Below are 25,827 nucleotides of genomic sequence, written 5' to 3'. Positions count from 1 at the left end.
ATTGAATATATGAGAAAAACAGATGTTGCAGTAATTGGTCTGTCCTGCGTCTTTCCGGGGGCGCAGGATGCCGATACTTTTTGGCAGAATATTGTCAATAAAGTAGATTCTACCCAGCTGGCTCCGGCTGACCGAATCGATCCTGTTCATTTCAGTGACAGTACGAATCCGGTTGACCGTTTTTATTGTCAACGTGGTGGATTTATCTCTGATTATGAATTTAACCCAACCGCTTTCGGAATTTTGCCATTAGCGGTTGAAGGAACTGAACCTGATCATCTATTAACCTTGGATTTGGTTCAAAAAGCCTTAGAGGATGCCGGAGTTTTCAAAAAAAATATTTCGCTCGAAAAAACAGGAATCATCATCGGCAAAGGGAATTATACCGGGCCGGGCGCAACCCGTGCTATCGAAATTGTAAGAACTGGGGAACAGATTTCTTCATTGTTAAAAGAATTGTTACCCGAAGTTTCTTCTGCCGATATTGAAAAAGTAAAACACGCTTTTCAGGAAAAAAAAGGACGTTTTGCCGCCGATACGGCAATGGGATTAATCCCCAATTTAGTAGCTTCATTAGTAGCCAACCGATTCAATCTTGGCGGTGCCGCTTTTACTGTTGATGCTGCTTGTGCAAGTGCTTTACTTGCCGTTGATCATGCCGTTCAGGAACTACAAAGAGGTCGTTCTGATATTATGATTGCAGGAGGTGTTCACACCGGACAAAATGCTGCGTTCTGGAGTATTTTCGCACAATTGGGTGCGTTATCCCGTCAACAGCAAATCAAGCCTTTCAGCAGTGATGCCGATGGATTATTGATTGGTGAAGGTTGCGGTTTTGTAGTCTTAAAAAGATTGGAAGATGCCATTCGTGATCAGGATAAAGTTTATGCGGTCATTAAAGGCGTTGGAATCAGCAGTGATGGCAACGGAACGAGTGTGATGAGCCCTTCTGTAAAAGGACAATTAAAGGCTTTACAACAGGCTTGGGAAAACGCAGATTTAGATGAAAATCAAATCGGTTATCTTGAAGCTCACGGAACAGGAACGCCACTTGGTGACAAGACAGAATTACAAACCCTAGCTCAGTTTTTCGGAAAAGAAGAAGGGGCTAAAATCGCCGGAATCGGTTCTGTAAAATCAAATATCGGTCACGCAATGCCTGCTGCGGGAATTGCCGGTTTAATTAAAACTTGTCTGGCTTTGCATCACGATACGTTGCCACCGACTTTATACTGCGAAAATCCGACTTCGGAAATGCAGAAAACCAGATTCGAACCTGTTCAGGAAGCAAAAAGCTGGTCAAAAACAGGCTTACCAAAAGTGGCTGCGGTGAATGCTTTCGGATTCGGAGGAATTAATGCTCATGTAGTGTTGGAAGGATATGATATGCCTAAAAAAGATAAAGTTTTAATCTTGGCTAGACACACGCATGAAGAATTATTAACCGCTTTACAAAATAATGAAACAACGATAGGAGAAGGAAATTTCCGAGTGGCAATTTTCGAACCGACTCCTGCGAGAATTGAAAAAGCGACTAAAATTGTTGCTAAAAATAATCCGTGGAGAAATAAACAGGATATTTGGTACACCAACACTCCTCTGTTGCAAAACGGCGAAAAAGTAGCTTTTGTTTTTCCCGGATTAGATGGATTAGCGAAAGGCGAAGTTGAAAGTGTAAGCCGTTATTTCAACATCAATGCACCGATTGAAACGGAAGGTGAAGGATTGTTAAATGACGCTTTAAATATCTTCAACAACTGCAGTATTCTCGATAATTCATTGAAAAAACTAGGAATTATTCCTGATATGAATGCAGGGCACAGTTTGGGAGAATGGCTCGCAGGCTACTCTTCTGAATTGGCGGAAGTAAATTCTGTAAAGGCTTTGATTGATGTTTTAAATCCCGAAACTTTTGAATTAAAAGATTCTAAATTCATCGCCATCGGAGCCGGAATTGAGACCATTAAACCTATTATTGAAGAAATTCCGAATGTATATATATCCAATGACAACTGCCCGAATCAGGTGATTCTTTGCGGAAGTAATTCTGCTTTGGACGAATTGGTTCCAGTTTTAAAATCAAAACAGATTTTTCATCAAATATTGCCATTTCAATCTGGTTTTCACTCGCCTTTTATCTCTGATAAATTGGATGTGATTTTGGCAGGAATGGAAAAAGCACAGTTTCAACAGACGAAAATTCCGTTATGGTCGGCAACAACTTTGGAACCGTATCCAGCTGATCAGGAATCTATCCGAAAACTGAGTGCAGAACATCTTGTTGAGCCCGTTCGTTTCCGTGAATTGACGGACAAATTATACGAAGAAGGCGCAAGATTTTTCATTCAGGTCGGAACTGGCGGTTTGATTGGATTTATTGATGATACGTTGAAAGGAAAAGCTTTCAGTACCATTGCTTCTAGTGTTGCCACGCGTTCTGCATTGGCTCAGTTTCAAAGAGTGGTTGCGGCGTTATTCGTGGAAGGAAAAACAGTTGCTTTGGACTTTTTAGATATTCAAAATCAAACCAAAAAATCATCAGGAAAAGGTATTAAACTGGAATTAGGTTCGCCAATTATCCGTGATTTTGCAGCGATTAAAAATTTAGTAAAATCAATTGATACACCGAAGCAAAAAGCTACTGCGACAGTTGCAAAAACAGGACATCCGTTGGTTCAGGCATTTCAGGATAATATTTCGGATATGATTAAAATGCAGGAGGAAGTTTTAACCTTATTTCAAGATCGTCCAAAAGTTTCAATTCCCAATATTGTGTTGCCAAAAGTTCAGGCTCCGATAAGCAAGAATTTTGAGAAAACATTGTACGTAACGTTGGAAACTCACCCTTACCTCATCGACCACAGCTTATTGAGACAGCCAAAAGGCTGGACAGAAGTTGCCGATATGGAACCTGTGATTCCGATGACAATGATTTTCGAACAGTTGGCAGAAATTGCTCAAGCTGAAATTGAAGGAAGCCAGGTTCATAAAATCATGAATGTAAGTGTTTTTCAATGGATGAATGTGGCGAAACCTTTTGAAAAAACTGTAAAAGGAGAATGGAAAACGGTCAATCATGCTTATTTAGATATTGAAAATTTTGCAAATGCTGAAGTTTTATTAACCTCAACAGCAAGACCGAATCCTACCTTCAATCTTTCCATTGGAGAAATATTACCTATCGAAAGAACTTCCGAAGAAATCTACGAGATGCACATGTTTCACGGTGAAAAATATCAGGGAATTACGGAAGTTTCAAAGGTAGGAACGAAAGGAATTATCGGAAAAATAAAAGGAAATGGAGGAAAAGGTTCATTGTTGGATAATGCAGGACAGTTATTCGGGCTTTGGTTGCAATTAACTTTAACAAAAGACAGAATTGCCTTTCCTGTAAAAATCAAAGACATTGAATTTTTTGGAGATTTACAGGATCAGGACGGTATTTTCGAATGTACCTGCAGTCTGACTGAAATGAATGACGAATTTGCGATCGGTGATATTCTTTTAACCCAAAACGGAAAAGTCTGGTGCAAAATTTCAGGCTGGCAAAACCGCCGTCTGGAAATCGATGCTGCACTTTGGAATGTTTCGATGTCGCCTTTACACAACCGTCTCTCGGAGGAAATTGCGCCTGAAGTATTTTTCTTCCATCAGGCATATACCAGAGTGGCGTCTTGGGATTTTATTCTGAAACGTTATTTCAATCAGACCGAAAAACAGCATCATCAAACCTTGCTTCCCAACAAGAGAAAAAGCTACATGGTAAGCCGTGTTGCGGTAAAAGATGCAGTGAGAAATCTTCTTAAAAAAGAAAAAAATCACCCTTGCTTCCCCATTACTTTTGAAGTTGGGAAAGATGAGGTCGGAAAACCTTTTTTAATTGGAGATGCTACGAAAGACATTCACATTTCTTTAGCACATAAAGGAAAAGATGCGGTCGGAATTGCAAAAAGCGGAAAACCAGTCGGAATCGATATGGAAATCATAGAAGAAAGAAGCTCAGGATTCTACGATTTGGTCTTTACCAATAACGAATTAGCATTATTAAAAGGAAAAGATCAGGCAGAATGGACCACCAAATTCTGGGTAGCCAAAGAAGCCTACGGAAAATTCTTAGGAACAGGACTGAAAGGAAACCCGAAAAACTTCGAAGTCGAGAAAATAACAGAAGATTCTTTATGGATCAATCAAATAGAAATCAAAACAATTAACCATAAAAATTATATCATAGGATGGACACTATAAACACTACAGCAAAATTAAATCACGAAGAATTATTCACTCTTTTAAAAGGTTTCATCACAGAAGTTATCGGTGAAGAATTTGTAGAAGAAATGGACATTACACCGGAAAGTTCTTTCACAAAAGACTTGGAAATGGACAGTATCGAAATCGTTTCTTTTTCAGAAAAAATCAAAGCCCATTTCGGCGAGCAGATCGATTTCACGGGATGGCTGTCTTCAATGGATCTGGACGAGTTGATTAACCTTGATTTAAGTATGATTATCAATTACATCTACGAATGCCAATAATCTCTGTTAACGATAAAAAGGTTCATATTCAGGAACTCAACAAAGGAGCTGAACAAACTGTGGTGCTGATCCACGGTATGTTCAGCAACCTGTCTATTTATTATTTTAATATTGCTCCGATTCTGGCAAAACATTTTCATGTGGTGATGTTTGATTTGAAAAGTCACGGCATGAGCGAACGTTTTACAGACGGTTATGATCTGGAAAATATGTCTTCCGATGTCTTGGCGTTGATGGATGTTTTGGAAATTGAAAAAGCACATCTTGTTGGTTACAGTTTTGGAGGATTGATTTCTTTAAAAACCGCTTTAAAAGCACCAAATCGTATCAATCAGCTGGTTGTTATTGAAGCTCCCGATCCACAGGACGAAAAAGCCAGAAATATCATTGATGAATACAGCAAAGAGTTTCTGGAGCATTATGTAGCCAATTTTACCGACACCACCAAAGTACAGATGGGCAAAAGACAGATGGAAAAAAACCATAGAATGTATGAATTTCTGTTTAATCAGACCAGCATTAAAGCGGATATGATTAAAGAAAAACATTTCCTGAGCGAAGTTGATTTTTCGGAATTAAAACCTTCGACAATGCTGATGTACGGTGAAGATTCCAACTGTAGACCAACAGGAGAATGGCTCAATTCCCAAATCGGAAATTCTGACATACAATTAATTCAGGGAGATCACAACATCCCGATTCAGGAGCCTGTTTTGATTGCGGAAACCATCGCTCATTTTTTATCAAAATCATTAAAAACCTTATCACAAAACCATGGCTAAATTTGTATTTATAGTTCCACCTTTAACTGGTCATGTCAATCCCACATTAAGCATCGGTGCTACTCTTTTGGAAAGGGGACACCAGGTTGCATGGATAAGTCTCGACCAACAATTACAACATAAACTTCCGGAAGGCGGAGAATTATTACTGATTCAGTACGACCAAACGGACGAAGAAAAAAGAGAAAGCGAAAACTATCTCGATATCATTTCTAAAAAAGTGGTTTACGGAATCGACAGCATCAAATTTCTTTACGAAGATGTGCTGATTCCTTTAAATAGACATTGCTATAACGGGATTATTCCTTTGTTAAAAGAATATCAACCGGATTTGGTGATTGGCGACCATCAGTTGTTTGTGGCTTCTATTGCTGCGAAAAAGTTAGGTTTGCCTTATGCCACAACGGTTACCGCTCCCGCTGCGATTAAAATTATGAGTGAACTTCCGAAAGTGCATGAATGGGAAGAAAAGCAAATCATCGCTTTACAGCAGGAATTAGGCGTTGAAGAAAACCGCGCATTAGATTGTTCGGATTTATTGACGTTGGTTTTAACTTCTCAATATTTCTTTGGTGAAATGGATTTGGAATCGAATTTCCAATTTACAGGTCCGGTTCTTACGGAACGTCGTGTTTCTTCGGAATTTGACTGGGAGAAATTCAACAGCAATTCAAGAAAAAAGATTTTAGTAAGTATCGGAACGACTTTCGATCACGAACATAAAAAAGCTTTTTTCCAAAAGGTTGTTGATGCTTTTAAAGATGAAAACTTAACGGTTGTTGTGGTTTCAGACCCTCAGCTTTTCGAGCAATGGCCGGAGAATTTTATGGTCTATCAACAGGTTCCACAGTTGGATCTATTACCTCATCTGGACGGCGTTGTTTCTCACGGCGGTCACAATACGGTTTCCGAAACATTGTCAAACGGTTTGCCGTTGGTAGTAATTCCGATTGCGTATGACCAGTCGCATGTTGCTGGACGCGTTGTGCGTACCGGAGCCGGTGAACGTCTGAATTTTAACCGATTTAAAGCCCATCATTTAAACGAAGCCGTACAAAATATTTTAACCAATCCTGAATATAAAAAAGCGGCAGAAATCGTTCGCGAATCTTTCGTTGAAGCCGGAGGAAGTGCAACAGCTGCGAATTTGCTAGAAAATGCCATTTTAAATTTTACTCTAGAAAAACCGAATTCTAAATTTTTATTTGTTGTTCCCCCGTTTTTCGGCCATATCAGTCCTACCTTGAGCGTTGGAGCAAGTTTGATTGCCCGTGGTCATGAAGTAAAATGGTTCGGAATTACCCCTTTAGATAACAAACATATTCCGGAAGGTGGAAGTTATTTTTATCCTGAACAAGATTTGATTCCGTATCAGGAGGAAATCGCTAAGATTTTAAAAAGACAGGATGATGGTCCTGCCTGTTCAGGTCCTGAAGTGATGAAACTTGCTTTGGAAGAAACCTATGTTCCTTTTGCTAAAATGATGATGCCCGGTTTGGAAACGCTTACAAAAGAATGGCAACCTGATGTGATTGTAAATGACTGTATCACTTTCGGAGGAGCGCTTTTTGCTCATAAAAATAATATTCCGTGTGTGACGACAACGCCTGTTCCACCCGATGTGATGGGCGATACAGAAAACAGCGCACCGAAAATCTTTGAATGGCAGCAGAATTTAATTAAAACTCTTCAAAAAGAAGTCGGAATTGATGATGACGGAATTTTCATTCATTCCCATCATTTGAATTTAATTTTTACCTCGCAAAAATTTGCTGATTTTGAAGAAGTTCCAACGCACATGAAATTTGTAGGTCCCGTAAAAGGTCGTCCAAATTCAGCTCCTTTTGATTGGGATAAATTGAATGCATCCACAACTCCGAAAATATTCGTTTCATTGGGAACATTATTGGTAGACATCCGAAAAGCATTTTTCGAAAAAGTAATTGCTGCGTTTGCAGACCAACCTGTAACGGTAATCGCCGCTACTCCACCGGAAATTTTCGCGGAATGGCCATCTAACTTTATTGTGAGCAGTTTCGTCCCTCAATCTGCGTTAATGCCTCACATGGATGCCGTAATTTGTCATGGCGGTTTTAATACCGTGAATGATACATTTACCAACGGATTACCGATGTTGATTACACCCATCGCTTACGACCATTTTCATATTGCTAAACTGATTGAAAAAGCGGGGTGCGGAATCAGTATCCGATACAAAAGACTGCGTGTAGATGCGCTTCGTCAAAATGTTTTTGAACTCTTAGAAAATCCAACGTACAGAAATGCTGCGAAGGAAGTTCAATCGAGTTTAATCAACGCTGGAGGAAATGATCGCGCCGTAGAATTGCTGGAAAATTTTGTTGAACAATCCACTTTAGTTCCAGTATAAATTTATGAAAAGAAGATTGCTATTTGGTGAACGAATGTTGCTTGGCGACGGAACAGAGCCCTTCAATACGGTTATTCCTTTCAGATTAAGGGGAACCTTTGTGTTGAAAAATATTCAGCATGCTTTAGAAAAAATTCAGGAAAAGCATCCTTGGTTAAAAGCTGTAATTCAACATGATGAAAAAAATATTCCATGGTTTGAGGTTTCAGAAAAAGTAAAAATTCCGATTCGGATTTTAGCTAAAAAAGAAGAAAACGACTGGCTGGAAGAATCCAAAAATGAGTGGTATAAACTATTCAATTACAAAGAACAGCCGTTGATGCGATTTGTCTGGATCAAAGGTGAAGCAACTTCAGATATGATGTTTGTGTTCCACCATTGTTTATGTGATGGAGGTTCTGCTATGGTTTTACTTGATGAATTTTTAAAATTACTGGATAATCCTACCTACGATATTGGTGTAGAAAATCCTATTTTAGGAATTCATGACGTTGTTCCAAGCGAGATTCTGAATAACCGCGGGCAAAAATTCAAAGCAAAAATGATTGGAAGATTGGCTGCAACAGCGATTAAAGTTATTCCTGTTAATAAAAAAACGACCGCCCGACAAAGCGATTATTTACTTAACTGGAAATTCGATAAAGAAATGAGTCAGGAATTGATTGCTTATTGTAAATCTCAGAAAGTGACCGTCAATACTTTTCTGTGTGCTACAGTTTTAAAGGCATTTCAGAAAATCAGGAAAGAAAAAGCATTTAACAAAGTTTCCTGTCCGGTTGACATCCGACGTTTTGCCAATCAGATCAAAGCGGATCATATTTTCGCTTTCGGATTAATGATCGTGGTTTCTTTAAATAAAAAATTCGGTTTTGAAGAAAATTTAAAACTAATGCAGGAAGCTGTCGAGAAAAAAACATCAAAACTGAATCCATACATCACCATGATGGTCATGGAATCTGCTCATGATGCACTGACCAATTTCACCAAATTGCTGAAAAACGGAAAGTCTTCCAATGACTGTATGTTTTCCAACTTGGGACGTATTTCTATTGCCCACGAATATAAAGAATTTACCCTGGAAAATGTTTTCAGCCCTTCTGTAATTGGACCTTTGGGAAATACTACGACAATGGTTGCCTCTACTTTCCGAGGTGAAATGGATTTTTCTTTCATGGGAAGTGAAGGCTATTTACCCCATTCTGAAGCATTGGCAATTTGTGATGAAATTACTGCAACCATAAAACAAAAACTGGAATCTTTAGCTGTATATGATTAAACGAAAACTCATGATGGTAGAAAGAATCATGTATGTTGATTCTAAAACTCCTGTAAATTGTGTATTTACAGCCAAAATTAATGGTGAAATCTCTGAAGAGAATTTTAGAATTGCTTTAGATAAAATCCAGCAGAAACATCCATTACTAAGAGCTTCTATCGATCATAAAAGCGCAAAATATCCTTTCTTTGTTGAAGAAGCTGATATTTCACCAATTCCGCTTCGAATTCTTGAAAGAAAAACCGATGATGATTGGTTATTGGAATCTGAAAATGAATGGTACAGAATTTTTGAAGACAAGAAAAAACCGATGGCTCAGATCGTTTGGGTAAAAGGTGAGAATGTTTCCGAGATTCTTTGGGTAATGCCCCACTGTCTTTGTGACGGAACAACGGGAGTTACTTTGATTCGTGAACTTCTGTCCTTATTAGACGATTCTTCTATTGCATTAAATTCTTACGATGGATTCAATTCCGTGAATGATTTTCTGCCTGCTGATTTTAATCTGAAAAAAAAGAAACGAAAGGCAAGGTTTTATTTAATCATGGCCAAACTCTTTTTTTTAATTCAATCAAAAAGTAAAGATCGGAATATCGGGAAAAACTATGCCCTTCACCGAAAACTGAATGCGCATGTTTCCAAAGAAATCGTTGAAAAATGTAAAACGCACGGAGTTTCTGTTCATTCATTGCTCTGTTCAGCCTTTATGCAGGCTTTCCAGGAGACTTTAGGCAAGAATGCAAAAGGAAAAGTAATAAGTCCGGTAGATGTTCGACATTTTATTCCGGAAATTAAACAAGATCATATCTTTGCATTTGCACCAACGGTTGAATTGTCTTTGAAAAAAGGACAAAATTTGATTGAAAATGCACAAAAGATCAAAAAAGATCTTGTGGATAAAATAGAAAAAACACAAGCCAGAGAATTGTTGTGGATGGGTGAAAATATGCATCCGGTTGTTGATCGCATGATTTCACTATTAAAATCCAGCAAAGGCGGACATGATATTACATTGTCAAATATGGGGAAAATTGATATTCCTGGTGAGTATAAAAACTTTAAACTGGAAACCATTTACAGCCCCACTGTCGCCTTCCCTTGGTTGAATTCCAACACTTTGGTGGTGACAACTTATAATCAGCAAATGGATTTCACCTTTATGTCTAATGAAACTTTTCTTCCGAAAGAAGAAGCTAAAAAAATAAAAGATAAAGCTATTGAGCTACTGACTTCATGAAATTTAAAATAAAAAAAGCTCAGCCGAAACCGCTCAAAAAAACAACCCTTAACCGCTTTCTCAGAAAGCGGATGCTTATCTATGTGATTCCAAATGTATTTTTTAATTTCATTATTGCCTATGCAAGTTTCAATGAATTAGGATACACTCATTTTTTTGCCTGTACACAGAGTTTAGCTCGATTAACATTGCCGATGGCAATTTTTTTGCCTGTAGTTCTTACCATCGACATCATCAAAAGAGTAACTGATGCAGCTAATCAAAAGGCAATTGAATTTGAAGTGGATGAACAGCTTAATTTAAAAAAATTACTGACTAAACTGAGTATTCTTCACGGTTTGATCAGTGGTTCACTTGTTTTATCAAGCCTATTATTTGCTCAGTTTATCCTGTCAAAATATTATAAACTGGATCCGACAGCAATGGCAATTCTGGTAGGAACTTTAGCCGGGATACTTTCGGTACTGTTCACCTATCTTCCTGTTAAAATACTTAGAAATTACTTATATAAACCTATGATATTAGATTCAATTGAAACTAATAATCATTAGTGTAAAATAAATTTAATTTATCCTCTTATTCAATTGTATTAAGTAATAGAGTAAACATCTGAAATAAATAGTTATTAATTTCAGATGTTTTTTTTATTATATCTGTTGAATTACAAAAATTTATAAAAACTGATGTTCAAAGAGCATTTTAAAAACTGCCTTTTACAATAATTCACAATTGGCGAATACTTTTTATTAAAGGGAATAGATTGAATTTACTACAACAAATACATTGTTTAAAATAATTCTAAATTAAATTAAAAACATTATCACATTTACACACTAGCGTTTAATTTATAGAATAATTATAAATAACACAAAAACAGCATCTTACATTAAAATTTCAATTTTAATAGAAAGATAATTCACTACCTTTAGAGGACTAAAACTACTAACTATGTCTAACCCTAAAAACATCTTACGAAGGTATCTTATCATTCTATAAGGGATACCAAAAAACTCCTTTTTTCAATCGTAACCATACCTTCTTTGTAATAAGAAGGCACAAATCTAAATCTCAAATTCAACGAAATGATTATCAACAAAATCCTCAACGTCGATGATTATTACTACGACGTGTTCATGGCTATTTCAGAAGCCCTCACAGGGTTTTCCGTGAACGAATTACAAGCTACAGGCTTAGCTGAAACGTATTACACGCATATCCTCGGTAAAATCGAAACAGCAACATTCATCGAATTTTTAAACACCTCCAAAACAATTCTGGAAAATTCTTACAGTCAGGATCAGCTTAATAATTCCATCAATGCTGAAATTATTGCCAATCCTTCTACTCAGGATATTGCCAACAGTGTTATTACACTTTGGTATCTGGGAACCTGGGAAGGCGCCTACATCAACGATCTATCCTATAAAGAAGGTCTGGTCTGGAATGTCATGAACGCACATCCGCCGGGAGCAAAACAACCGGGATATAAATCTTGGGCCGTTAAACCTGTAAATAGTAACTCATGAGCCAGACAGACAATAAAAAAGATGTGATCATCGTAGGAACGGGGATCGCAGGATCATTGATCGCAAAACTCCTGACCGATCATGTATTTGATCCTAAAAAAGGAAAAATGATTCACAGAGCGGATGCCCAAAAAGGTGATGATGTCCGTGAATTGTCAATACTCATGTTTGAAGCTGGACTGGAAGCCGGATTGGAACTGGATTCGGTGTCTTCGATGACCAATTATAATGAGTATATGCGTACTTTTTACCTTCAGGAAGCCAAAGTTCCGAACTCTCCTTATCCTAATTTAAAACAGGCTCCATCCCCGAATGTTTTGGATATGGAACCAATTATTCCTCCGTTCCCGGATAAAAAGGGATACTTGGTTCAGTTTGGACCGATGCCTTTTGCGAGTGATGCCATCCGTGTTGGTGGCGGAACTACCCTTCACTGGTTGGGAACAACACCGAGAATGCTTCCGAATGACTTTCATTTAAAGGAAAAATACGGAATAGGAATGGACTGGCCGATTACTTACGACATTTTAAAACCGTACTATGAAATGGCCGAGTTTGAGATCGGAGTTTCAGGAAATGTGTCAAAACAGGAATACCCGATTTCCGAAAGTATGGAGCAATATTATGGCGATTATGTATTCCCGATGGATGAAATTCCACAAAGCTATATGGATCAGAAGATCATAGACGGGCTTTCAGGAACAAGTGTTCAGTTAAATTTTGAAAACATTCCGTTGATGCTTGTTCCGTCTCCCCAAGGAAGAAATTCTACTCCCAATCCGAAATACGGAAAAACAAAAATCATTAAAGCAGAATCTTCAGAATCAGGATACAAACTGATTTTGGATGGTTCAGGAAAAGAAGAATACAAAGCACTTGGCGCAGTCTGGAATCCTTATATGGGAGAACGTTGTGAAGGAAATGCGTCATGTGTTCCGATCTGTCCTGTTCAGGCCAAATACAATGCTTTAAAAACATTGAAAAAAGCTTTATATAAAATCAATGAAAATGAAAACCTTTCGCGTAATCCTTACATTGAAGTAAAAGCTCAAAGCGTGGTGTACAAACTAAGCGTTGATCAGAACGATAAAGAGAAAATTTCAAAAGTTCATTTAAGAAGATATGCTTCAAGAGAGAAGACGGATTTCGTTGAAGATGTGATCGATACTTCAGATTCTATTGTTATTCTTGCAGCCAATGCTTTTGAAAATCCTAAAATTTTATTGAATTCCAAATATACAGTTTTTGAAAATGGTCAGAAAGTTGAAAAAACCGTTGCCAACAGCAGTGATCAGGTAGGAAGAAACTTAATGGACCACATGGTTATGCTGACTTGGGGATTATTTCCGGAACCGATTTATTCTTACAGAGGACCTGGTTCTACCACCAATATTTCGTCTTTTCGTGACGGAAATTTCAGAAGCGAATTTTCTGCCTGGATTTCTCCACTGGATAATTGGGGATGGAGCTGGCCAACATTTTCACCGGGATCTGATCTTTCCGAATTTTTAGGGGAAGGGCTTTTTGGAGAAGATCTAAAAGAAGCTTTAACCTACAGACTTTCAAGACAGGTTTTATTCCACTTTGAGATTGAGCAATTGCCGAATCCAAACAACAGAGTGACCATTAATGATCAATATCTGGATGTTTTGGGAATTCCACGTCCTGTCATTCATTATGAATTGACCGACTATGAAAAGAGAGCCATGGAAGAGGCAAAACTGGCTTCAGACCAGATGTTTGCAAGACTGGACATTGAAGATTTCACAACATACAATGCAACAGATAACAACACTTTTGTGTACAACAATGTAAGATATTCTTATAACGGCGCCGGTCATATCGTGGGAACTCACAGAATGGGTTCTACTCCGAAAGATTCTGTGACGAACAGCTATTGCAAATCCTGGGATCACCCGAATTTGTACATCGTAGGAGCAGGAAACATGACCACTTTGGGAACTTCAAATCCTACCCTTACCTTATCAGCATTCACGATCCGTTCTGTGGAATCTATTTTGGCAGATCTGGAAACTAAACTAAAAAACTAATCATGAGACAAAGACTTATCAATAAAACAGAACCTCAGGAAACTTCTTTCGCAAAAGGATCAAATCTTATGGGCAGAAATGCCGCCGTAGCAGAATCCCTTTCATTACAATCCTTATTATTTGATACCTCAATCAGTAAAGCAGATTGGATTGAAGGTTTAAAATACCACAGCAAAACTCTGACAAATCTTTTATTAAATGACCAGATCAAGGAATTTAATGATTATTTAAGTTCGCAGTTTGCCGGGGTAATTTCAGAATTACAACCTGCTGATTTATCTGCTAAAACAAATTTGGAAACAAAAAAAGGAGGTTTAGAAAATCTTGATTACCGTCCTATTTTACAGGATCTTTTGCAAACCGCAATTTTGATCGAGCACTCTACGATTCCTCCTTATCTTACCGCTTTGTACTCAATTAAAGACGGAACCAATGCATTGGCATCACAGATCATCCGAAGTGTTGCCGTAGAAGAAATGCTTCACATGATCATGGTTTGTAATGTCATGAATGCGGTAAATATCCAGCCTTCTGTAAACAGACCTCAGAACTACCCTTCTTATCCGATGAAATTACCTATGAATGTTGATTTTTATGTTGGGTTAGAAACATTCTCAACAAACAGCATCACTACATTCATCGCCATTGAAAGTCCAAGCAGTCCTTTGGTAAAAGCTCCAAAATACCATGAGGAATTTGAACCGACTGTTTCTTTTGCCAAAAGTGCTGCTGTACAGGAAAACAATCATTGGACTCTTGAAAACATGAAAGGTTTCATTATGGAAAATGTTCACACTATTGGTGAATATTATGATGTTTTATTCTTTTATATCACTGTTTTCCAAATCATTGCTTATTATAAAGAACACGGAACATTTCCACAAAATTTCAAAGAATTGAATACTGGTGGAATTTTTACAGGAGATCCGGCAAAACAGATCCGTCCGGAACAGTATTACGGAAGCGGCGGAAAATTACATGCCGTGGAATCTTTAGCGGGTGTAATTGCTGTTTTCCAGGAAATTAAAGGACAGGGAGAAGGTGCGGATGATTCTATTTTCGATGTAGATCCGTCTCAGTTTGAAGAAGGTGCTGAACTGGCGCATTATTTCAGATTTAAAGAAGTTTTCCACGAGCATTTTTATGTGGGAGGAGATTATAGACCTTTCACCGATGAAAACGGGATGATGCCTGTCACTACTCCACCCGTTGGAAAACCACTTCCAGTGGACTGGAACGCCGCTTATCCGATGAAACCTAATCCAAAAATGGCAGACTATCAGTCAAATCCACAACTGTATGCACAAGGAAAAGCATTTAACCAAACGTATAAAAGCTTATTGGATGCCATTCAGGCTGCCGTAGAAGGCAATGCAAAAGAACTGGAAAAATCGATCATGTATATGTACGCTCTGAAAGAACAGGCAATCGGATTGATGAGCCAACCTTTAACTTCTACTCAAAACGCAGGTCCTACTTTTGAATATCCTACAAACTAATTTAACAACCATAAAAACTTAACATTATGCTAAAAAAAGAAAAAGAAATTTTTGAAAAAGGAAGTGAACTTTTAAAAGCTCCAAAACCCACCGAGAATCAACAAGGTTATCTTGCGGGTCTGATGAAAGGATATTCGAAACTTTTAATTGACGATCCTGTACGACCATTCAGAGAAGAAAACCTGCAGGAAATCGCAGATAATGTTGATTATGGTGTTTTAGAAGCACTCAACGGAACTTGGGTAAGTTATAATGCCAATTATAATAAAAATATAACAAGACCGTCACTGGGAAGCGGAATTCACACTACGATCATGCCTTCTCCGGGGACGAATCCATCAACAATTCCGGGAAAATTCAGCTTTGATACGGAAGAATATATTGAAAAATTAACCTTTGAAATTGTTCCCGGCGGTGTTCGTAACCGTGGCGGTGCAACCGAATTATTTTGTGGGGCAGTAAAATATGATCAAACTATTAAAAGTGTAAATAAAGTTGAAGGACAATCTGAATTACAGTACGCCGGAATTCACGAAGAAAACGGGATGTATCTTTGGTTAAGTGATGTTTACAATTACGCTGCAACTGAAGAAACCATCAAAAGAGACCGCGGAATTCATGCTTTTTCTACCGAAGATTTTGAAAAATACGGTTATAAAGGAGATTACAGAAATGAGCCATTGGTTGAAGTAAGAGACGAAAACGGTAACCCTTCATATATCCTTTTGAGCCAGTTAAAAGAAGGACAGCAATATTATGAGATCATTCCTGCACAGGAAATAAAGCCGATGGATGGAATCAAAGGACCTTATTTCATCCCTGATTATTCGATCTCAAGAAGCGGTGTTATTCCTCATGGAAGCACGATTACTGTATTGGGAGATATTACGCCCGAAAATAAAGGCGACAAGCAATATTACCTTAGAAATGGCGCTCCGCAATTCCCTACTGGTATTAAAACCTGGGATCCACCTCATCTTGCGATCTCACCCACTATGGGAGGTGGTGGAGGTCCCATTAACCTTGACGAACCGGCTCCGGCTTGGGTTCATGAAACTTTAACGGATGAAAATGATAAAGGTTCAAATAAAATCTATACCCAAAGAATTCTTGCGAATGAATTATATCCTTATTGTGTAAGACCGGATATGCGATTAAGAGATACACTGAGCGGACAAAATGTTGAAAATTTTGTTCTTGTTCAATTATCCTCAAGAATGAGCACCGGTGCACAAGGCGGAATTCTAAACGTTCCTTTTGTAAATCGTTTTGTACCTACAGTTGAAATAGAATTTAATCTTTGGATCGAAACTGTAATTGAAGATGGGAAAGAAATTCTTCAGCTACAATATGAGCAGATCATATTCTTTGAATTTGATTTCGGAAACGACGGTGGTACAACAAGCTGGCCTCACATTCAGGTAAATACGCTTCGTAAAATAGAGGATATTCCGGCAGATCAGAGAAAAGTAATTGAACAGGAATTCTTCAACGCACCTCCTGCTATGAGTATGACAACCACTGCTTCTGTTTCTGAGCGTATTGCCAATCCACCTGCAGGATGCCCTTATCATAAGGAAGAGCTATAAACATAAAATCAGGAGGCTTTTAAATCCATTTCCCCTCCTCTTTTCACTGTTAAAAAAATAAACACTTCATTTTTGAAGTGTTTATTTTTTATATTTTGAATAAGTTATAAGAAGCCTAATTTTATCGCATCCTTTCATTAATTTCTTCCTGAAGATTTTCTATTTTTTCTTTTATTTCCTTACCTAGCTTATCAGGGAAATTTTTAAGCTTTTTAAGATCAAAAGCCAGAATTACAGAAGCTATCCCTACAAAAATAAAGGATAATCCAGTAAGAACCACTAATGACATTCCTGAAAATATCGGATTAGCCAATAGCATAAAAGATAAAATAATTCCAAGAATGCTAAAAATAGCAAGATTACCCCAACGAAGTACGTGAGCATCTTTTAAATCAAAAGAAATCCCCAATAACTGGAATGAACGAAACATTACCGTAAATCCTACAATGAAAGGGAGTATTGCCATCGATATTTTAGGATAGCTCACTAAATACATCCCCATAATCAAAGATAAAAGTCCACTTACAAGATACCATCCCCAACCGTTCATAGATTTTCGGTTTTCAACGGAAAAAAAGATATCAAATATCCCCGAAACAATAAAAGATACGCTGAAAAGGAGTGATAATGCGATATAGGTTCCAAGGGGTGAAGAAAATACATAAATTCCACATACAATAAAGATAATTCCCAGTATAAGAGGAATATACCAGTGCTTGACAGAGTTCCTGAATGATTTTAATAGATTTGGCATAACTGAATAAATTTTTAGTGCCTACTTTGGAATACGGTGTTCGGCGATTCCGTGTTTATCTTTTTAAATCATATTTGAAAAATCTATGTGTACAGAAGAAATGTAAAAATGTTTGAATGTGGACCTGTAAAGTCTTCATTGTTGCATAAAAACTTTTCTTCAGATGTTCTAATTTACGTAAAATATCTGAAAATAAGAGAGTTAATCATTATGATTTTTTCACTGACCATTGTCTTACTTCCTAGCTAAGCCTTTTCTTAAACACATCCATTATTTTTTAACCAGAATCAGCTAATTAATTTTTCAAGATTATATACTCAAATAAGAATATTAAAAGTTGATTTGGGGATAAAACATCTATATCTTTCTATAATAAATTTATAGAATTTCAAAATTAATATGCATTTTCCCACATACAGAATATTCTAAATAAAAAAAGCCTCACAGTTTATATTGTGAGACTTCTTTAATGAGTATGACCCCTTAGTTACTTCCAGTAGCTCCAATTAATTCCATCAAATGCAGCTAATGTCTTACTTACTGTATCATAGCAAATCATGCCGGGATAAGGTTTTTGAACATTTAAATGCGGATCTGCTATTCTGGGCAGAATAAGCGCTTTATTTGATGATTCCAAAACCAAAACCCCCGTTGCATTGCTAGTATTCGATCCTATAATAACCCCTTGTGGCTCAGAAGATTCAGATGATGTATTCACTGTGATAGATGTAGAACTTCCTGTATCTGTAAGATCTACCCAAGTATTGTTTTCAAACATTTTAACTTTACTATCTGCCCTGTCGAATAAGAATGTTCCATTATTACTCGAGGTAAAAGACGTGGGTGCCGATGAAACAGCAGAAAGGATAATACCATTGGTATTGGTAGGGGTATTATTAAAATCCAGAATGGTGCTTGTTCCTTCTACAGACTGTACTCCTCCCACTGCTACTTGTGCCATAGCCGTGGTCGTAAATATAAAGAGTACAAAAAAACTATATGTATATTTTTTCATTTTAATTAAATTTTAATGTCATTAATTATTACAACTTCTTTGAATACAATTCCAGGTTGAACCATTGTATAATTTCACACAGGCCGCATCAATGTCATAGATGATCATACCCTCTTTCGGATCTGTGATTGTATCCGAATTCTGAACACGTGTAATGACAAAGCCTTTAGTATTAGATTCTAATGTAAGATATCCATTATTTATATTTTCTGGCCAACCGATCTGTCGGGTTTGATGAAGGGAGATTCCTACTTTTGTTGGGTTACCTGTACCAGTGGTATTTCCTGGCTGGGTACAAGTTCCTGTTACAATAATTGTTACCTGAGATGTATCAGATCCACTACACATCCCATTAACTGTATAGGTAAATGTATAGGTTCCGGCAGCAGCTAAAGCACCATACCAATTATGATCTACCAATAACCCACTACTTGGATTGGTAGTTTCAGTCCATTCTCCATAGGTATTAGGAGATCCTGTAAGATATGTAAACAAATCGATCGGTGCCCCTGTAAGAGTATTTGAATTAATCGTCACAGTTTGACCTGTTCCTGCATTTGGATTAGTAAGCAGGGATGAATCTAAAGTAATGGATAGTGTATTGTTGATACAATCATTGGTATTAGGTTCATACGACAATACCGCACTGTATGTTCCGTAATCTGCAGCTGTAAATGGTGTAAAATTGTACACATTTCCTGTAACGCCGGTATTTACTCCATTTTTGAACCATGTAACTGTTAAAAAGGATAGTCCATCTACATACAGACTACTGTTACTCCCTTCACAAAGTGCCGGAGACATCTGTATTTTCGGTAATTTGTTCTGAACAACCAAGGCCGTTACAATAACTGAATTACCACAAGCATCAGAAATACGCACTTTATACAAGCCATTTGTAAGACCTGTAAATACAGGGTCTGATCCATTATTTACACTCACAACAACACCATCTTTCTCAATGATCTCATAGACGAAAGGAGCTGCCCCTGCCGCATCAATGACCAAATTATAGGTATTGTCTGCACAGCTTACTACATAATAATCTCTAAGAGTGACGGAAAAGTTGGGATCAACTGTAAAAGTATTTATGACATCTCTACAATACGTATTAAAAGCAGAGGCATTCCCATATACCTGGGATTCAACAATCACTCTAAATTCTCCGGATGCCGTTACATTGTTTGCCAACCCTGTTGCCGTCGCGTATCCTAATGTAGTATTGGCATTATTCATTAGAATACCAGTGGTTGTACTAAGTATTGCCCCATTGGTATACAGTGCTCCTGTAGTAGGATGCCCCCATTGTCCTGATGCCGGATAATATTTCTGTAGATAGAATGTTTCAGATACCAGATTTGAATAGATAGAAGAGGTTACATCAAAACTACCGCAATGATTAACTACAGTTACGGTTGGCGATTGAATATCTGCACCAGCTATAGTAAAGCTGGTATTTTGAACATTCCCACAAGTTCCTGTAACCTGTATTGTATAGTTTCCAGCAGGTAACGAGTTCATGTAAAAATTTCCATTAGAAGCAATATAAGCAGAAGCATTATAAGGCAATACTCCATAATTAGTAGCAAAGGCAGCCGGAGCAGAGATAATCATTACATTAGTCATTGGATTATTAGCCACCTGCCCTGTACTAAGCATTGTTCTTATATAGGCACTCCCCTCACTATTTCCGCATCCAGGGAGTGTATATGAATCAAAAGTATACATTACAGCAGTATTCTGAACAGTAACACTTTTAGTGATCGTTGTTCCGCATGAAGTCATAGTAACTGTATAATTACCCTCCGGTAATCCCGAAGTTGATGAGCTTCCGAATGAAATGGATGCAGGCACAGATGCATAAGTATGCGTATAAGTACCCGCAATAAAATCAGTATTAAAATTCGCAGGATCAAAACCTGAAGGATAACTCGAAAAAGTAACCTCCACTGGCGCATACTGATAATTAATTCCATTTATTGCCAGATATTTTGTTCCACAGGTAGCATTATTTGAGATAAGGTCAAAAGAACGGATTGCCGCAATAGCATCAGTTTTAGAATAAACTATCCCACAAGCATCTGTAAAGGTTACTTCATAATTATAAGTATATCCTTCGTAAAAAGGGATATTTACCTGACTATTGTTATCTGCATTGGATGTCCAAACTTGATTGATAACAGTATTGGCTCCTCCCAACGGGTTATCAATAATGATTTCCACATTAATAGGAAAACGATGGGCGGGTATAGCTGCACTAATGTCATTATTGTATTTTAATCGTTCAGTATGGTGAATCGTATTACAGTCACTCATTATGGAAAAACTGGGTAAACCTACTGATCTGTCCGCTTCATATCCCGTAAAATTCTCTGCTGTTACTGTAATTCCTAGAGAAGTTGTATTACCACAAGTATCAGTTACAATAACATTATAGGTACCCGGAGAAACCGGAGTAAGAACGTTGGATGCCTGAGGAGCAATAACGACTGTATTGGCCGTTGTCCTAAGTTCGTATGTCGCCGGAGATCCTGCTGATACATTTACGGTTACAGCACTTCCGCTACATACATAGGCTTGAGACAAAGAAAAAGCAATCGCAGTAAAATTACTTGCGACAGTAAAGGAAGTATTGACCGGAGTTACAGATGCTCCATCACGATGATATGCTACTAAATTATAGCTTCCGGCAGGCAAGTTGAGCTCATTATAGGTAAATGAAGCAGAAGTTACCTGAATATCTGTAGTAGTTCTGTAAGGAGTCGTAGTATCTGGCAATTTATAAATTACAAAATCGAATTCTGCTCCCACAGTGGCCCCATCTATATTGTAGGCTGCACTACCTGTACCTCCACAGGTATCGGGAGCTGTAGTTACATTCACAGTAACCTGAGAAAATACAACCAAAGGCAGAAATAAAGTTAGTATATAAAGAATTTTTTTCATTTTATGTTTAATAAATTAATTGTAATAATTTTAATTTTTTAGCTGCTAAAGAGATAAGTAACCAGGATCGTTGTTGCTATATTATATAGCAATAGAATATGTGTATATTAATAATAGCATTACATTCTTCCTTCAGTAAATGGATGAAGAATTTCATTTTTATCCTAATGTCTTTAATAAAGTAACAATGAAAGTAACCTCATGATAGCTAAATAACCTTAGTCTAATAATTATCTTTCTTTCGTTTATATAGAATATACTGGGGGTACATGTCTCTTTCAGATATGAGATTGAATGGCACCATAGAGAGAACGGGTGATAAATAATTTTTTTTCATAATTTGATGTTTAAAAATTCTTTCAAAAATAGAGATTGCACATCCTCACAGCAAAGCATTCATTAGCGCTATTCTGTAATTAAACAAAACTAACTACCACAGTCTTTACAAGTTAAGAGTATATGAACACCTACCAACAAAGCAAAGTGATCAAACAGCTCTTTTTGAAAATTTATCTTTTTAGAAGAAAATCTGTTAATGAAAAATAACTTTAAGGAACTTCTTTTTATTGAAGACATTCAAACTGGATCTTATATTTAAATCCAATGAAAGCGAGATAAAGAAAAGCAATACTATTGAAAAGAAAATTGTCGTAGAAATTCAATTTGATTATTAGCTATTAAAGCACTGTGATTACAAGATTGAAGAAGAAAGAACAAGCTGAGTATTGACCCTAAATATAACAACTTATACATTTTCCAATAAGTTGTAAGAAAACAAAAAAATTAGCGCAATTCTATAATTACGACAGGACTTACATTGCAATAAAAAGATACAAACTCTACTTTTGCCTAAATTTTTAAACATCAAATTATGAAAAAAATGTATTTACTATCTAACATAGCCTCCCCTATTTTGTATAAGAACATAATGATTTCATCATCACAGCTATCCCAATATGAGTGTTTAGAATATATGTTCTCCTAAACATTTTTTAATAATTACGGATAGAATATAAAGGAAGCTTTCATTCGAATTAATTTCACAGAAATACTAAAATAAACCCAATTACCACACAAAAAAAACATCTGTATTCTATAAATACTGCAGGAACCTCTGTCGTACTCACAGAATTATATAAGCTTTCAAAATCCCATAATAGTGGAATATGAAAGACTTATTTATACAGAAATGATTCTGCCTTCACTAAGATGCGCCAGTTAAATTTTCTTTACAACATAGATACACAAGATCTAGCATCAAAGGACATTGAGTAGTATTTCTAACACTCATAAAACAATAAATAATTGTTTTTAACTCCTAGTCTACTGAAAAAACAGTCTCAAAAAATATTGGGAAGGAGACCGCAGATGCTTCTCCCCTCTTTCTTTTCACATTTTCTAATAACCTCATTTAAAATTCACAGATAAAATTTGGGTTGAAACCATAAAAATATAGAGATGAGTATAAAAACTAAAACAACAATATCTCTTAAAAAGAAACTTGTTGAACATTATATCTATTTAAAACTTTTTTTACTTGGAACCTTCGGTCTAACTTTCCTGCTTTTAGACAATATTCCTTTTGCCTGCTATCCATTTATTTTATTTTTTCTGACCGGTTTCGCATGGATTATTGCCAGAAACAGCCATGAAATAAAATACATAATACATGCATATTTCATCATAGCTCCTGCTTTCAGGTTTTTCATCATGCTAGATCTGTGGAATTATTCAACAATGAGTTCTACATGGCTCTTACCCATTCCTTTAGCAGCTTACATATTGCTGGAAAAGAAATATATATTCATCTATTCTGCTTACCTAGTCTTATTAATTATCCTGGCCTGCATCATTTCTCAATGGGTATCATTCGGGATGTTGAAATATAAAAATAAAAGCCAGATAGCGATATCTGATTCTTTCACAATCATATCTAATATATTGATTTTTAATCTGCTATTATATTATAAAAATCAAATTAGAAGTCTAGAAATAACCAACCGTTTACAGTTAAAAAAAAATAAAGCAAAGCCTGAAAATAACAATCAGGATTTAGAGAAGCATCAACACCTTTTTCTTAAAATCAGAGACCTGATCGAAGGAGAGGAATTGTTCAAGGATTCCCGGTTCAGTGTTGCGAAATTAGTCATATTGTCAGACATCAGTATTGCTTCTATTTCCAAAGCATTAAAGATTCATGGCTATGGGAATTTCCATCATTATCTCAATACATGCAGAATAAATTATATTAAAAAATTAATGTCAGAAACTGATTTAACAAAAACCAGTTTAATGTCGATGTATATAAATGCAGGTTTTTCTAATCAGCCTACATTCAACCGCGTATTCAAGCAGATAGAAGGCATCACTCCCTCAGAATATATAAATACCCTTTTGGGTGCTGGTTCTTACATAGAAAACAAGCATTTATAATGATCTTATTTACTATAATCATGGGATACAAAACAAAAAAATAAACTCAATGATATAGAAATCAATTCATACTTCAAAAAAATAGATAATTATCTTAATTCAACATTCCATAATTATTAAATTTATAATGAAAAATAATTTTATTTATAAATACTACTTAATTTCAACAATTACAACACCAATTAAACAAACTAATTACTTTATAAATATTAAATAAATATGAGAAAAATATATGCTATAACAGCTTTTTTATGGGTATTATTTTTATCTGCACAAAATGTTAGTGATTCCACTTTAAGCAAACAGATCTCAGATCTGTATTATAAAAAAGTAGAAACTGCAGATGAAATTATTGCTAAGGGAGAAGAAATACTTAAGCTCTCAAGAAATGATAACGAAATTTCCAAAGGTTACTACACCTTGAGTAATGGGTATTACAAAAAAGCAAATTATAGTCAAAGCATTTTTTTTGGACGGAAAGCCGATTCCTTATTTACAAAGCTTGATAAACACACAGACCGTTTTATGATTAATTATTATATGGCCGCAGCTTATAATAAAGCAGGATTAAAAGATAAAGCATATTCAAATTTAGAAGAGGCAAAGAAAATAGCGGAACAGATTCAAAATGAACCGGCATTAAATATTATGGCGCTTATTTTAGAAACAACTTTTTTATCGGATGAAAAAAAATATTGTCAGAATATCCCAATCAGAAATGAAATCATCAAAAGAATAGAGAAATTTCAAAAAAAACATTATTTCGAAAGTAATGAAACTTCTCTTTCTGTACAACATGTCAGTCTTAGTCTTGATTACTTATTATGTGATAATCTTGATGCAGCCAAATATCAGATTCAACAATATGAAAAGTACGAAAAATTACCTCCATCCGACAGAAGAATTGACATATACTACGTATGTAAAGCGATCATAAACGCAAAAGAAAATAATAAAGAAGAAGCTAAGAAATACTTTGAAAAGGCAAAAGCTATAGCAGAAGAAAACAAAAATGTATACTTTTTAACGTTCATTACAGAGCAACGTTTAAAATATAATGTAGATGATGTTACTAAAAAAAATGAATTATTCGAACAGTTTTTTCAGCTCAAAGACAGTATCAATTCTGCAAGTGTAAAGGCTATCTCGCAGGAAACAAAACTTCAAAATAAAATCGTGAATCGTCAGAAAAACTATAAGTGGATCTGGGTATCTGTCGCGGGATTATTACTATGTTTTAGCCTATTATTTATTTTTCTCAGCAGAAAAAAAGAAGAAAAAATAAGACTAAGATTTGAGAAAATCATCAAAGAAATTGAAAAAAAGAAAGATATAGTAACCCTCTCAGAAAACAATGAGATGGATAAGAATATTGATACTCCTGTAGCAGATAATAATAGTATTAATAAATCTAAAATAATTTCAAATGAAAAGGAAACAGAACTTTTAAAAAAAATTGAAGAATTTGAAAAAGGAACAGCCTTTACAGCTAAAAATTTCACTTTAAGCAATTTTGCAAGTATTCTCGGTACCAATACCAAATATATTACTTATCTATTAAAAGAATACTGGGCAAAATCTTTCAGCGATTATATTAATACCTTAAAAATTAAGTTCATTATTGAACATTTATATGAAAACCCTGAATCTGTAAAATACAAAATTAGTTACTTATGTGAATTGGCAGGCTTCTCATCTCATAGTCATTTCACGAAAGTTTTTACAAAAGAAACAGGAATTTCTCCCTCAAAATTCATTTCCAATCTGAAAAGAGTTGGCCAACACTTATAAATACTTA

The 25,827-nt window shown here is 36.1% G+C and carries 16 protein-coding genes; 13 read left to right on the top strand and 3 right to left on the bottom strand.

The genetic code is table 11. The annotated features are described in order from the left end of the window. The first annotated feature begins 9 nt into the window (after window positions 1-9). The 11 genes from JI747_RS01970 to JI747_RS01920 all read left to right on the top strand — a co-directional run bounded on the left by JI747_RS01970 (window position 10) and on the right by JI747_RS01920 (window position 16,881). On the top strand, window positions 10-4,245 hold the full coding sequence (locus tag JI747_RS01970) for a type I polyketide synthase (protein ID WP_225685902.1): 4,236 nt from the start codon (window positions 10-12) through the stop codon (window positions 4,243-4,245). Beyond that, complete coding sequence (locus tag JI747_RS01965; protein ID WP_225685901.1) at window positions 4,233-4,532, top strand: acyl carrier protein; 300 nt, start codon at window positions 4,233-4,235, stop codon at window positions 4,530-4,532. Before JI747_RS01970 ends, JI747_RS01965 begins: the two co-directional genes overlap by 13 nt. Then, entirely contained in the window at window positions 4,523-5,314 is a 792-nt protein-coding gene (locus JI747_RS01960; RefSeq protein ID WP_225685900.1) for an alpha/beta fold hydrolase, read from the top strand. The genes JI747_RS01965 and JI747_RS01960 overlap by 10 nt, the downstream gene beginning before the upstream one ends. Further along, a complete protein-coding gene (locus JI747_RS01955; protein WP_225685898.1) occupies window positions 5,307-7,703 on the top strand; it encodes a glycosyltransferase in 2,397 nt (798 codons plus the stop codon). The genes JI747_RS01960 and JI747_RS01955 overlap by 8 nt, the downstream gene beginning before the upstream one ends. Before the next feature lie 4 nt (window positions 7,704-7,707). Further along, a complete protein-coding gene (locus JI747_RS01950; protein ID WP_225685896.1) occupies window positions 7,708-8,979 on the top strand; it encodes a condensation domain-containing protein in 1,272 nt (423 codons plus the stop codon). A 10-nt stretch (window positions 8,980-8,989) separates the two neighbouring features. Continuing rightward, entirely contained in the window at window positions 8,990-10,216 is a 1,227-nt protein-coding gene (locus JI747_RS01945) for a condensation domain-containing protein (protein ID WP_225685894.1), read from the top strand. Continuing rightward, complete coding sequence (locus JI747_RS01940; RefSeq protein ID WP_225685892.1) at window positions 10,213-10,767, top strand: hypothetical protein; 555 nt, start codon at window positions 10,213-10,215, stop codon at window positions 10,765-10,767. The genes JI747_RS01945 and JI747_RS01940 overlap by 4 nt, the downstream gene beginning before the upstream one ends. A 531-nt stretch (window positions 10,768-11,298) precedes the next feature. Continuing rightward, complete coding sequence (locus JI747_RS01935) at window positions 11,299-11,742, top strand: hypothetical protein (RefSeq protein ID WP_225685890.1); 444 nt, start codon at window positions 11,299-11,301, stop codon at window positions 11,740-11,742. After that, window positions 11,739-13,793, top strand: coding sequence for a GMC oxidoreductase (locus JI747_RS01930; RefSeq protein ID WP_225685888.1), 2,055 nt, complete (start codon window positions 11,739-11,741; stop codon window positions 13,791-13,793). The genes JI747_RS01935 and JI747_RS01930 overlap by 4 nt, the downstream gene beginning before the upstream one ends. A gap of 2 nt (window positions 13,794-13,795) precedes the next feature. Continuing rightward, window positions 13,796-15,292: a ferritin-like domain-containing protein gene (locus JI747_RS01925; RefSeq protein ID WP_225685886.1), complete on the top strand. Its 1,497-nt coding sequence runs from the start codon at window positions 13,796-13,798 to the stop codon at window positions 15,290-15,292. 26 nt (window positions 15,293-15,318) lie between these two features. Next, window positions 15,319-16,881, top strand: coding sequence for a peroxidase, FMP-type (locus JI747_RS01920; RefSeq protein WP_225685885.1), 1,563 nt, complete (start codon window positions 15,319-15,321; stop codon window positions 16,879-16,881). A gap of 121 nt (window positions 16,882-17,002) precedes the next feature. Here JI747_RS01920 and JI747_RS01915 read toward each other — a convergent pair whose 3' ends face one another. The 3 genes from JI747_RS01915 to JI747_RS01905 form a co-directional block, all read right to left on the bottom strand. After that, entirely contained in the window at window positions 17,003-17,635 is a 633-nt protein-coding gene (locus tag JI747_RS01915; RefSeq protein ID WP_225685884.1) for an HdeD family acid-resistance protein, read from the bottom strand. Between the two features lie 487 nt (window positions 17,636-18,122). Beyond that, a complete protein-coding gene (locus JI747_RS01910; RefSeq protein ID WP_225685883.1) occupies window positions 18,123-18,650 on the bottom strand; it encodes a hypothetical protein in 528 nt (175 codons plus the stop codon). Between the two features lie 21 nt (window positions 18,651-18,671). Next, window positions 18,672-21,596 carry a hypothetical protein gene (locus JI747_RS01905; RefSeq protein WP_225685882.1) on the bottom strand — a complete coding sequence of 975 codons (2,925 nt, stop codon included), beginning with the start codon at window positions 21,594-21,596 and terminating at the stop codon, window positions 18,672-18,674. A gap of 1,458 nt (window positions 21,597-23,054) precedes the next feature. On the opposite strand from JI747_RS01905, the gene JI747_RS01900 reads away from it, so the two are divergent. Together JI747_RS01900 and JI747_RS01895 are read left to right on the top strand one after the other, a co-directional pair. Further along, entirely contained in the window at window positions 23,055-24,029 is a 975-nt protein-coding gene (locus tag JI747_RS01900) for a helix-turn-helix transcriptional regulator (protein ID WP_225685881.1), read from the top strand. Window positions 24,030-24,248: 219 nt separating this feature from the next. Continuing rightward, the gene (locus JI747_RS01895) at window positions 24,249-25,820 is read left to right on the top strand and encodes a helix-turn-helix domain-containing protein (RefSeq protein ID WP_225685880.1); all 1,572 of its coding nucleotides are present in this window, start codon (window positions 24,249-24,251) and stop codon (window positions 25,818-25,820) included. Window positions 25,821-25,827: the final 7 nt, after the last annotated feature.

The sequence above is a fragment of the Chryseobacterium tagetis genome, from assembly GCF_016735585.2.
Classification (GTDB): Bacteria; Bacteroidota; Bacteroidia; order Flavobacteriales; family Weeksellaceae; genus Chryseobacterium; species Chryseobacterium tagetis.
Note: the sequence above shows the minus strand (reverse complement) of the source record. Positions and strands in the feature narration are given on the sequence as shown.

Excerpts from the sequence above, each read along its gene's own strand:
- JI747_RS01970 (WP_225685902.1), top strand. The coding sequence starts at position 10 with ATGAGAAAAACAGATGTTGCAGTAATTGGTCTGTCCTGCGTCTTTCCG.
- JI747_RS01965 (WP_225685901.1), top strand. The coding sequence starts at position 4,233 with ATGGACACTATAAACACTACAGCAAAATTAAATCACGAAGAATTATTC.
- JI747_RS01960 (WP_225685900.1), top strand. The coding sequence starts at position 4,523 with ATGCCAATAATCTCTGTTAACGATAAAAAGGTTCATATTCAGGAACTC.
- JI747_RS01955 (WP_225685898.1), top strand. The coding sequence starts at position 5,307 with ATGGCTAAATTTGTATTTATAGTTCCACCTTTAACTGGTCATGTCAAT.
- JI747_RS01950 (WP_225685896.1), top strand. The coding sequence starts at position 7,708 with ATGAAAAGAAGATTGCTATTTGGTGAACGAATGTTGCTTGGCGACGGA.
- JI747_RS01945 (WP_225685894.1), top strand. The coding sequence starts at position 8,990 with ATGATGGTAGAAAGAATCATGTATGTTGATTCTAAAACTCCTGTAAAT.
- JI747_RS01940 (WP_225685892.1), top strand. The coding sequence starts at position 10,213 with ATGAAATTTAAAATAAAAAAAGCTCAGCCGAAACCGCTCAAAAAAACA.
- JI747_RS01935 (WP_225685890.1), top strand. The coding sequence starts at position 11,299 with ATGATTATCAACAAAATCCTCAACGTCGATGATTATTACTACGACGTG.
- JI747_RS01930 (WP_225685888.1), top strand. The coding sequence starts at position 11,739 with ATGAGCCAGACAGACAATAAAAAAGATGTGATCATCGTAGGAACGGGG.
- JI747_RS01925 (WP_225685886.1), top strand. The coding sequence starts at position 13,796 with ATGAGACAAAGACTTATCAATAAAACAGAACCTCAGGAAACTTCTTTC.
- JI747_RS01920 (WP_225685885.1), top strand. The coding sequence starts at position 15,319 with ATGCTAAAAAAAGAAAAAGAAATTTTTGAAAAAGGAAGTGAACTTTTA.
- JI747_RS01915 (WP_225685884.1), bottom strand. The coding sequence starts at position 17,635 with ATGCCAAATCTATTAAAATCATTCAGGAACTCTGTCAAGCACTGGTAT.
- JI747_RS01910 (WP_225685883.1), bottom strand. The coding sequence starts at position 18,650 with ATGAAAAAATATACATATAGTTTTTTTGTACTCTTTATATTTACGACC.
- JI747_RS01905 (WP_225685882.1), bottom strand. The coding sequence starts at position 21,596 with ATGAAAAAAATTCTTTATATACTAACTTTATTTCTGCCTTTGGTTGTA.
- JI747_RS01900 (WP_225685881.1), top strand. The coding sequence starts at position 23,055 with ATGAGTATAAAAACTAAAACAACAATATCTCTTAAAAAGAAACTTGTT.
- JI747_RS01895 (WP_225685880.1), top strand. The coding sequence starts at position 24,249 with ATGAGAAAAATATATGCTATAACAGCTTTTTTATGGGTATTATTTTTA.